The organism is Candidatus Pelagibacter communis (genome assembly GCF_001180225.1).
Taxonomy (GTDB): Bacteria; Pseudomonadota; Alphaproteobacteria; order Pelagibacterales; family Pelagibacteraceae; genus Pelagibacter; species Pelagibacter ubique_D.
The window spans coordinates 1-10,252 of record NZ_CVST01000006.1 but is presented as its reverse complement, the minus strand read 5'-3'; the positions used below and the strand labels follow the sequence as shown (position 1 = coordinate 10,252).

The 10,252-nt window shown below is 24.4% G+C and carries 9 protein-coding genes; 7 read left to right on the top strand and 2 right to left on the bottom strand.

The genetic code is table 11. The features are described from left to right. The 6 genes from AMN99_RS00190 to ligA all read left to right on the top strand — a co-directional run. Positions 1-847: D-alanine--D-alanine ligase (locus AMN99_RS00190; RefSeq protein ID WP_075505854.1), on the top strand; the 847-nt coding region annotated here is incomplete at its 5' end. A gap of 34 nt (positions 848-881) precedes the next feature. Continuing rightward, positions 882-1,502 carry a cell division protein FtsQ/DivIB gene (locus tag AMN99_RS00185; protein ID WP_218836784.1) on the top strand — a complete coding sequence of 207 codons (621 nt, stop codon included), beginning with the start codon at positions 882-884 and terminating at the stop codon, positions 1,500-1,502. Then, complete coding sequence (locus AMN99_RS00180; RefSeq protein ID WP_075505852.1) at positions 1,495-2,202, top strand: hypothetical protein; 708 nt, start codon at positions 1,495-1,497, stop codon at positions 2,200-2,202. Before AMN99_RS00185 ends, AMN99_RS00180 begins: the two co-directional genes overlap by 8 nt. Positions 2,203-2,266: 64 nt before the next feature. Beyond that, positions 2,267-3,187: a UDP-3-O-acyl-N-acetylglucosamine deacetylase gene (gene lpxC, locus AMN99_RS00175; RefSeq protein ID WP_075505851.1), complete on the top strand. Its 921-nt coding sequence runs from the start codon at positions 2,267-2,269 to the stop codon at positions 3,185-3,187. Between the two features lie 48 nt (positions 3,188-3,235). Next, a complete protein-coding gene (locus tag AMN99_RS00170) occupies positions 3,236-4,081 on the top strand; it encodes an outer membrane protein assembly factor BamD (RefSeq protein WP_256998078.1) in 846 nt (281 codons plus the stop codon). Position 4,082: 1 nt separating this feature from the next. Beyond that, the gene (gene ligA / locus AMN99_RS00165; protein ID WP_075505849.1) at positions 4,083-6,113 is read left to right on the top strand and encodes an NAD-dependent DNA ligase LigA; all 2,031 of its coding nucleotides are present in this window, start codon (positions 4,083-4,085) and stop codon (positions 6,111-6,113) included. Here ligA and AMN99_RS00160 read toward each other — a convergent pair. Together AMN99_RS00160 and AMN99_RS00155 are read right to left on the bottom strand one after the other, a co-directional pair. Then, on the bottom strand, positions 6,096-7,790 hold the full coding sequence (locus tag AMN99_RS00160; protein ID WP_075505848.1) for an aminopeptidase P family protein: 1,695 nt from the start codon (positions 7,788-7,790) through the stop codon (positions 6,096-6,098). The two genes, ligA and AMN99_RS00160, sit on opposite strands and share 18 nt — an antisense overlap. After that, complete coding sequence (locus tag AMN99_RS00155; protein ID WP_075505847.1) at positions 7,787-9,823, bottom strand: ATP-dependent helicase; 2,037 nt, start codon at positions 9,821-9,823, stop codon at positions 7,787-7,789. The genes AMN99_RS00160 and AMN99_RS00155 overlap by 4 nt, the downstream gene beginning before the upstream one ends. 33 nt (positions 9,824-9,856) lie before the next feature. Between AMN99_RS00155 and AMN99_RS00150 the strand changes: the two genes are divergently transcribed. After that, positions 9,857-10,252, top strand: a 396-nt coding sequence (locus AMN99_RS00150; protein ID WP_143323899.1) for an AsmA family protein, incomplete at its 3' end; no start/stop codon positions are given.

Sequence of the window (10,252 nt, the reverse complement as noted above, 5' to 3'; positions counted from 1 at the left end):
TAAACAGGTTGCAAAAGAGCTGAAAAAAAATGGTTATAAAATTCAGATTTCTGAACCAGATAGATCTTTATCTTTAAATATTAAAAAATTTAAACCTGATATAATTTTTAATGCATTGCATGGTCAATTTGGAGAGGATGGATATATCCAAAGTATTTTAGAGAAATTTAAAATTCCATATACCCATTCTGGTGTTGTTGCTTCATCTTTAGCTATGGATAAAGAAATTTCAAAAAAAATTTTTATAAAAAATAAAATTAATACACCAAAATTTTTTATTTATAATTATGGTTATAAATCATCTACCTTAATAAAAAAAATTAAGTCAAAATTAAAATTTCCTGTTGTCATTAAACCTTTAAATGAGGGTTCAAGTGTTAATGTTTTTATATGCAACAAATCTAATCTAACACAAAAAGTTAAATCATTAAAAGATTACAAAAAAATTATGATTGAGGAATTTATTGGAGGAAGAGAAATTCAGGTAGCAATTATGGGTAATAAAAAACTTGGAGCAATTGAATTAAAACCCAAAAGAGCTTTCTATGACTATCAAGCAAAGTACAACACAAATGCAAAAACTAAACATATAATCCCTGTTGATTTACCAAATAAAAAATTAAATCAAGTAATGAACATTGCATTCAAAGCACATCAGATCATTGGTTGCTCTGGTGTTACACGTTCAGATTTTAAATATTACAAGGGTAAATTTTATTTATTAGAAATTAACACTCAACCAGGTATGACTAAATTATCTCTTGTCCCAGAAATAGCTTCTTATAAAGGAATAAGCTTTTTAAAATTAATTGAATGGATTTTAAAAGATGCCTCAAAGAAAAAATAAAAAAATCTTAATTTATTTTTTTTTGTTAATTTTATTGGGCTCAATAAATAATAACTCAATAAATAATCTAAAGTTTGAAAAAATTAAAAGTATAAATATTTTTGGTTTAGACGAAAATGAACAAAAAAAAATACTTTATAATTTAAATAATTTGGACTTAAAAAATATTTTTTTTATTAAAAAAAAAAATTTTCAAAACATAATCGAATCTAATTCATTAGTTGAAGACTATAACGTTATAAAAAAATATCCTCATTCAATTGATATCAATATTAAGAAGACAAATTTTATTGCTAGGATCAATAAAAATAGAAAGTTTTTTTTATTAGGTAACAATGGCAAACTATCAAATAATGATATTTCAAATATACAACTACCGTACATATTTGGGAATCCAGATATTAATGAGGTAGTTGAATTAAAGAAAATTATTGATCAATCAAATATTGAATATTCACAAATAGGATCTTTATATTATTTTAAATCTAATAGATGGGATTTAAAATTTACTAACAATTTTTTAATTAAATTACCTGAGAAAATTGATAGAGAAACTTTAGATAAAATATCATTTTTTTTAAAAAATATTAAATTAGAGAATAAAAAAATATTGGATGCTAGAATAAAAAATCAAATAATAATTTTAAATGAATGATGTAATAGACTTTGAAACTTATTTAATTATTTCTCATAAAAAATTTGAAATACACTTATTAGATATAAAAAATTTTAAAAATTTATATAAGAGAGAATTTGACTATGAAACTGACTTGGAAAAAATAGATTTAAATCTTCTCAGTGAGTTTTTAGAAAAGAATATTTTCAGGATTGAAAAAATAGCAGGTAATTTTGTAAACCATATAAATGTTATAATTGAGAATAATTCAAATCTTAATTTTAATTTAAGTGTAAAAAAAAAAAATTATTCTGGAAATATCACAAACACAATTTTAGAAAAGATACTCTCAGATGTAAAAGATTTATTTCAAGAAAGTTACAATCACCATAAGCTTGTTCATATGGCAATAAATAAATATATAATCAAAGGTATTAGTTATTCATCTCTATTAGATAATATTAATAGTGATGAAATAGTTTTAGAAATTAAATTAATCTCAATATCAAAATTAATTATTTATGAAATAGAAAGCAATTTAAAAAAATATCAAATTCAAGTTAATAATTATCTAGATAAAGGATATGTAAATAATTATTTTAAAGAGGAGGAAGAGTTGGATATTTCACTGAAGGCTCACAAGTTATTAAATGGTCTTAATATCAATGAAGTTCGTATAACTTCAAAATCCTCTGAAAAACTTGGCTTTTTTGAAAAATTTTTTCAATTATTCAGCTAATTTTGTTTTATCTTGTAACAATAGTTGTTTTTAAATAACTCAACATTCTAATTAGAAACTACTCGTGTCGTATTTAACTCAAAAAACTATTAAAAATAATGTCTCGTTTAATGGCATATCTCTTCATAGTGGTTTGGATGTGAACGTAAACATTAAACCTGCATTACCTAACCAGGGTATAGTTTTTAAAAGAATAGATTTAAAAAGTAATAATTTGGTTTATCCAAATTTTATGAATGTTACCAATACATCTTTAAATACCACAATTGAAAATGAATATGGTGCTAAAGTTTCAACTATAGAACATCTAATGTGCGCTTTATTTGGATTAGGCATAGATAATGCTTTAATTGAAATAGATAATGAGGAAGTTCCTATACTAGATGGATCAGCAAAAATATTCATAGAAAAAATAATTTCAGCTGGAATTGAAACATCTAACTTTCCAATTAAAATTATTAAAATAAAAAAGGAAGTAGGCTATTCTGAAGGCAATCGTTATATAAATATTAAACCATCAACTTTAAGTCTAGATATAGATTTTGAGTTAAAATATAAAAATTCAATTATTGGAAATCAAAGAAATATATTTAAAGTGTATGAAGATGATTTGACAGATGTATATAATTCCAGAACCTTTTGTTTATTTGAAGATATAGAATTAATAAAAAAAAATGGTCTTGCTAAAGGTGGTAGTTTAGATAATGCAGTAGTTGTTAAGAATACTGAAATATTGAATCCTGAAGGATTAAGAAATAAGAAAGAATTTGTAAACCATAAGATATTGGATTGTATAGGAGATCTGTATACAGCAGGGTATAGAATAATTGGTAGTGTAAAATGTAGTCAGGGCGGTCATTATATGACTAACAAACTATTAAGAAAAGTTTTTCAAAGCGAGGAAAATTTTTCTATTTTAGAAATTAAAGAAAAAAACTTACCATATACTTTAATTAATAGAAAATATCTCAGATCTATTGCATAATTAATAAGTAAGTCTTTTATAATTATTTAAAGTAAATATAAATTTATTATGAGAAAATTAAATGTTTTTCTAATTTTATTTTTATTTTTATTTATTTCTTGCACCAAAGAACCGATTAAAAAATCTGAAATTAAGGAAGAAAAATTAATTTCACAAGTTGTCGAGGCCTATGAAGAGGGCATGAAGGCTTTGAAAGCAGGAGACGTACTCTTTGCAGCTTTAAAATTTAATGAGGCTGAAATTTTATTTCCTCAATCTTCATGGGCTCCCAGATCAGCTTTAATGGCATCGTATAGTTATTATTCTCAAGATTATTATTTAGATGCAATAGCAGAATTAGAAAGATTTTTAAGAATTTATCCAAAACATAAAAATATTGATTACGCGTATTATTTATTAAGTCTTTGTTATTATGAACAAATAGTTGATGAAAAAAAAGACCTAAAATCAATCACAAAATCAAAACAATACTTTGCTTATATTTTAGAAAATTTTCCAAATAGTGATTACGCAAAAGATGTAAATTTTAAAATTAATTATATTGATGATATTTTGGCATCAAAAGAGATGTATATTGGCAGATATTATCTTGAAAGAAAAAAATGGATACCTGCAATAAATAGATTTAAAAATATTTTGGATTATTATGATACTACAATTTATGTAGAGGAGGCTTTATATAGATTGGTAGAAGTATATTACTTATTGGGTCTCGAGCAAGAAGCAAAAAAATATGCTCAACTTTTAGGATATAATTACCAATCATCATACTGGTATAAAAAATCTTATAGTTTTTTTGATAAACTTTATTCAGAAAATTATAAATTAATGCAAAAAGATAAGAATAAAAAGACCAATAAAATAATCAAAAAATTTAAATCTATTTTTGATTAGTATGAACAAGGTAAAAATAAAAAATATTTATATTTCAAAAATAAATTTAATTAAAAAATATAATCAAAGTTATTTTGATAATAACACCTCATTGGTTTCTGATGAAGAATATGATAACCTGAAAAAAGAAATTTTAAAATTAGAAAAAAACTATACTTTTCTTAATTCAAAAGATTCTCCATCTAAAAGTGTAGGATTTAAACCTTCAAAAAATTTTCAAAAGTCAGTACATAAAATACCTATGCTATCTTTAGGAAATGTTTTTTCTGAAGAAGATCTAATTAATTTTGAAAAAAAAATTATAAATTATCTTGCAATAAAAAATGGATTAGAAATTTTTTATAGTGCTGAGCCTAAAATTGATGGAATATCTGCTTCATTGACTTACAAAAATGGTAAATTTTACAAAGGTCTTTCAAGAGGTGATGGTAAAGAAGGTGAAGATATAACTGAAAATCTAAAAACAATAAAAGATATTCCAAAAAAAATTCTAAATAAAGATTTCCCTGAGGAAATTGATATCAGAGGAGAAGTATTTATTCAAAATAGTGATTTTAAAATTTTAAATGAAAAATTTGCTAATCCAAGAAATGCAGCATCTGGTTCTCTTAGACAAAAAAATCCAGAAGAAACAAAAAAAATACCTTTAAAATTTATTGCCTATACATTTGGTTATGAAAAAGGATTAATGGCCAATAATCAAAGTGATTTCCTAAAAAAATTGAATAAGTGGGGATTTAAAACAAATCCAATGAACAAGTTAATTTCAGGTGTTAAAAATTTAATGGCAAATTATCATGAGATTGAAAAAAAAAGGCCTTACATAGATTTTGACATAGATGGAATAGTTTACAAAGTGAATGATTTTGTAATGCAAAAAAGATTAGGTAATATTGCCAATGCCCCCAGATGGGCTGTTGCGCACAAGTTTTCATCCAACAAAGCAGTTTCTAAAATTTTAGACATAGAAATTCAGATAGGGAGAACTGGAGCTTTAACCCCAGTTGCTAAAATTAAACCAATTAATATTGGTGGAGTCATAGTTTCAAATGCAACGTTACACAATGAAGATGAAATTAATCGAAAAGATATTAGAATAGGTGATACAGCAGTTATTGAGAGGGCAGGCGATGTAATACCACATATACTTTCTATAGATAAACAAAAAAGATTAAAAAATTCAAAAAAATTTATTTTTCCAAAAAATTGCCCATCTTGTGGATCAAAAACAATTAAAGAATTTAATAAGGTAACAAAAAAAGTTGATGCTGTTAGGAGATGTTCAAGTGAGGGGTATTATTGTGATAAAATATCAATTGAAAAATTAAAACACTTTGTTTCAAAAGAAGCGTTTAATATAGATGGTTTTGGAAAAAAGATAGTTGAAAATTTTTGGGAATTAAAATTAATCAAGTTTCCTCAAGATATATTTAAATTAAATTATGAGAGAATAGAAAAACTTGAGGGTTGGGGCAAATTATCTGTTCAAAATTTAAAATACTCGATTAATCAAAAAAAAAAAATTACGTTAGATAGATTTATTTATTCCTTAGGAATAAGACATATAGGATTGGAAAATGCAAAGTTGTTGTCAAAACATTACATAACATTTTCAAAATTTAAAAATTTATCTATGCAGAATGACTATGAAGATTTGGTAAATATTGATGGAATTGGTGAAACACAAGTAAATTCTATTAAAAATTTCTTTTCTAATGAAACAAACATTAACATTTTGAATGAATTAGAGAAGATTTTAGCAATTAAAGATGCTCTTCAAAATTCAGATGATGGAATTTTAAAAAATAAGACTTTTTTAGTTACTGGAAAGCTAAGTGGAGTTAGTAGGGCTGAAATTAAATCTTTAATAGAGGAAAATTCTGGAAAAACAATTAGCAGTGTATCAAAAAAACTAAATTTCTTAATAATTGGTGATAAACCAACTAAAAGGAAAGTAGATTATGCAAAAGAGTTAAAAATAAAAATCATAGATCAATCTGAATTTTTAAAAATGCTAAATAAAACTAGCTAACCACTTTTTCTCATTTACATTTAAATAATTAGATATCTTTGAATAAACTTCTAGATGATATTTAAACAGATAGTTTTTCTCATCAATTGTTAATAGGTCAAAATTTATTAAATCTTTCTCTATAGGTGCCATTGTTAAATTCTGAAAAAACAAATTTTTCCTTATTTTTTTAACATAAACTAAATTTTCAATCCGTATTCCATACTCATTTGTTTTATAATACCCAGGCTCATTACTTAAAATCATACCTTCTCTAATTTTTACTGTATTTATTTTTGTGATAGATTGAGGACCTTCATGAACATTAAGAAAAAAACCTACACCGTGTCCTGTACCATGGGCATAATCTAAATTGCTTTTATTTAAAAATTTTCTTGCTCTTTTATCGATTTTTTTCCCAGTATCATTTTTACTAATATTAGTCATAGCTACCGCAATATGACCTTTTAAAACTTTTGTAAAAACATTTTTGATTTTTTGTTTTTGTTTTGAAAAACAAATAGTCCTTGTTACATCAGTTGTTCCATATTTATATTGACCTCCAGAATCACAAAGGAAAATATCCCTCTTATTTATAACACGGCAATTTTCTTTCTTTGCACGATAATGGACAATAGCACCATTTTTGCCAGATCCTGCTATTGTATCAAAACTAGGATAAAGAAAATTTTTATTTAATTTTCTAAAATTTTCTAGTTTCTTAGCTGCTTCTACTTCTGTAATTTTTTTTTTATTAATTTTTTTTATCCAAAATAAAAATTTAGTTAATGCTACTCCATCTAAGATATGAGCATTAATCATATTTTTAATTTCAGTTTTATTTTTGATTGCCTTTAAAAGATAAATTGGATCTTCTCTATTTATGATCTTAAATTTAGACTTAATTAAATTTTCATAAAATATTGAACAAGATTTATCATCAATAATAAAATTTTTTCCCTTAAGATTTCGTATTTTACTTGGTAGAGTATTTGTATCTAAAAATTCATCTTTATTAATAATTTTATTTTTTAATAATTGCTTACACTTTTTAAGATTGCTTATAAGTAGTATTTTTTTTGATTTACTTACTATTAATCTCGAATTGGGAACCGGACTGTTAGGACCATCTACACCTCTTATATTTAAAGTCCACGCAACATTTTCTGGCGCACTAATAAAAATATAATCAGATTTATTTTTTTTTAGGTATTTAGCTATCTTATTTAATTTTGAATTAATACTTTCACCAACAATATTTTTATCTAAAGAAAAAAATGGCTTAGAGGTGTGTTTTTTCTGTTTTTTAATTTCATCAATTAGATTTTTTTTAACAAATTTGACTTTGTTGTGTTTTAAAAAATATTTTTTAACTTGAGTATTGGTAAATAATTTTGGATCTATACCAAGTGTAAGATTTTTAAATAAACTACAATTTATTAATTTTTCAAATCCATAAATTTTAAAATTTTTACCACTCTCAATTTTGCTTTGAATTGTATATCTTCCATCTGTAAACAAATAATTTTTATTTTTAAGAATTATGGCTAAACCAGCAGATCCACTAAAATTTGAAATAACCTTTAATCGATTTAATTTTGAATATTCAGTAAAAAAATCATCATTTTTTGGAATTATGTAGCCATCAATTCCATATTTTTTAAATTTAGTTCTTAATAATTTTATATGATTTCTCATTTAATTCTCTTTTGATATCTTATCCATCCAGGACTTCTTGTTCCTTCTTCAATTTCAAAATCCTGATTAAATTCAAAATCATCATCATTGTTAATTTCTTCTTCAAAGAAAGAATTTTTTTCTAAATGTTTTTCTGGTAGTTCATCAATAAATCGCGAAGCCATACTGTCTATCCAATCTCCTTGGTAAAATCTATTCATTGAAAAAGAGATTATAGCTTTTTTCTTTGCTCTTGTAATTCCTACATACGCTAATCGTCTTTCTTCCTCTAGGCCATTTTGACCTTTTTCTTCAATAGATTTTTGATGTGGAAACAATCCCTCTTCCCATCCAGGTAAAAATACAACATCAAATTCCAAACCTTTTGCTGCATGCATGGTCATCATATTAATTTTTTCACCATCCCATTCTTGATCTACCGAGGTTGCTAAAGATACGTGTTCTAAAAAACTTTCCAGATTATCAAATTCTTTCATAGCACTTAACAATTCTTTAATATTTTCCAGTCTATTTTCATTATCTAAATCTTTTTTATTTTTAAGCATTGCTGAATAGCCAGATTCATCTAAAACAACTTGTAATAACTTTATATGATTTGATTTCTTTATAATTAAATCATCTCTCCACTTGATTAGAGAATTAATAAATAAACCAAGTCCAATTTTAGCTTTCGGCTTAATTAAATTTTGTTCAAGCATTTTAATTGATGCTCTTTCTAAATTTAAATTATTTTCCTTAGCAAACTCGTGAATGCTTTTTAAGGTACTATCACCTATTGATCTTTTTGGATTGTTAACAATTCTCTCAAAAGCTAAGTCATCTTTCTCTTGATGGATTAACCTTAAGTATGCAATACAATCTTTAATCTCAGCTCTTTCATAAAATTTTGTACCACCTAATATTCTGTAAGGCATACCAATTTTCAGAAATCGCTCTTCAAATTCACGTGTTTGAAAGATGGCTCTAACTAAAATTGCAATATTATTATAAGAGAATTTTTTTTTTACTTTTTTTTCAATTTCATCTGAAACTCCAACTGCTTCATCTTTACCATTTTTAAAACAGTTTAATTGAACTAAATCACCTTCTTCCATTGTAGTAATCAATTTTTTTCCAACTCTATTTTGATTATTAGAAATAAGGTTTGAAGCAACTGATAAAATATTCTGTGAGGATCTATAATTTTGTTCTAATCTTATTACTTTTGTATTCTCATAAACTTGGTCAAATTCTAAAAAGTTTTTAATTTCAGCACCTCTCCAGCTATATATCGATTGATCGTCATCACCAACACAGCAAATATTTTTATTTTTTTCAGATAGAAGATTAAGCCATTTACTTTGAATAAAATTTGTATCTTGATATTCGTCAACTAAAATATATTTAAAATTTTTAGAATATATTTCTCTGATATCCTGATTAAATTCTAAAATTTTTACTGTATGTAAAATCAAATCTCCAAAATCGCAGGAATTTAAATCAGTTAATTTTTGTTGATATATTTTGTATAATGGAAGAACAGTTTTCTCATAAATGTCTTTTTTATTTATAATTACTTCTCCAGGATAAAAACCTTTATTCTTCCATCTATCAATTATTGCAAGTATAAATCTTGGAGATAATTGTTTGATGTCGATATTTTCTGCTTTGCATATATTTTTTATTAATCTAATCTGATCGTCAGTATCTATAATAGTGAAATTCGAGTTTAATTTTGCGGCTGAAGCATGTTTTCTTAATAATTTTGCACAAATTGAATGAAAAGTTCCTAACCAAGAAAGACCAACAGCAGCAGATCCTAAAATTTTACTAACTCTATTTTGCATTTCTTTAGCAGCTTTATTTGTAAAAGTGACTGCAAGAATTTGATTAGGAAAAGCTTTTTTTTCCTTAATTATATTTGCTATTCTTGATGTTAGAACTTTAGTTTTTCCTGAACCAGCGCCAGCTACTATTAAAAGAGGACCATCTAGATGCATTACAGCATCCTTCTGAGCTTCATTTAAACCATTTAAATATTCTCTATTTATCATTCAAAATAATGTTTTATAAGATTACTACTTAAAATGAATAATCTTAAATTAATTGCTAATTTTAATAAAAAATTCAGTAAGTTTATTAATAATCTATTAGAGAAAAATTTAAACAAGTTAAATGTTGATAACTTTAAATATTTATTAATTAACAATAAAATATTTTTATCTATTGTCGCACTAATTATTTTATTTTTATCATATCTTTCATTCCCAAACATTCATAACAAACAGGAAGTAGCTTTAGAAATTAAAAAAAATTTAAAAAACAAATTAAACTTAGAGTTTAATTTCCAAGAAGATTTAGATTATAAATTTTTACCAAGACCTCATTTTATTACAAATAATTCTTCAATTAATTCTAAAAAAGATAAAATTGTAGAAATAAAAAAACTTAAAGTTTATGTCTCTTTAGAAAATTTATTTTCT

What these genes read in the sequence shown, in the direction of transcription:
- AMN99_RS00180 (WP_075505852.1), top strand. Translation starts at nt 1,495, where the DNA reads ATGAATGATGTAATAGACTTTGAAACTTATTTAATTATTTCTCATAAA.
- AMN99_RS00170 (WP_256998078.1), top strand. Translation starts at nt 3,236, where the DNA reads ATGAGAAAATTAAATGTTTTTCTAATTTTATTTTTATTTTTATTTATT.
- ligA (WP_075505849.1), top strand. Translation starts at nt 4,083, where the DNA reads ATGAACAAGGTAAAAATAAAAAATATTTATATTTCAAAAATAAATTTA.
- AMN99_RS00160 (WP_075505848.1), bottom strand. Translation starts at nt 7,790, where the DNA reads ATGAGAAATCATATAAAATTATTAAGAACTAAATTTAAAAAATATGGA.
- AMN99_RS00155 (WP_075505847.1), bottom strand. Translation starts at nt 9,823, where the DNA reads ATGATAAATAGAGAATATTTAAATGGTTTAAATGAAGCTCAGAAGGAT.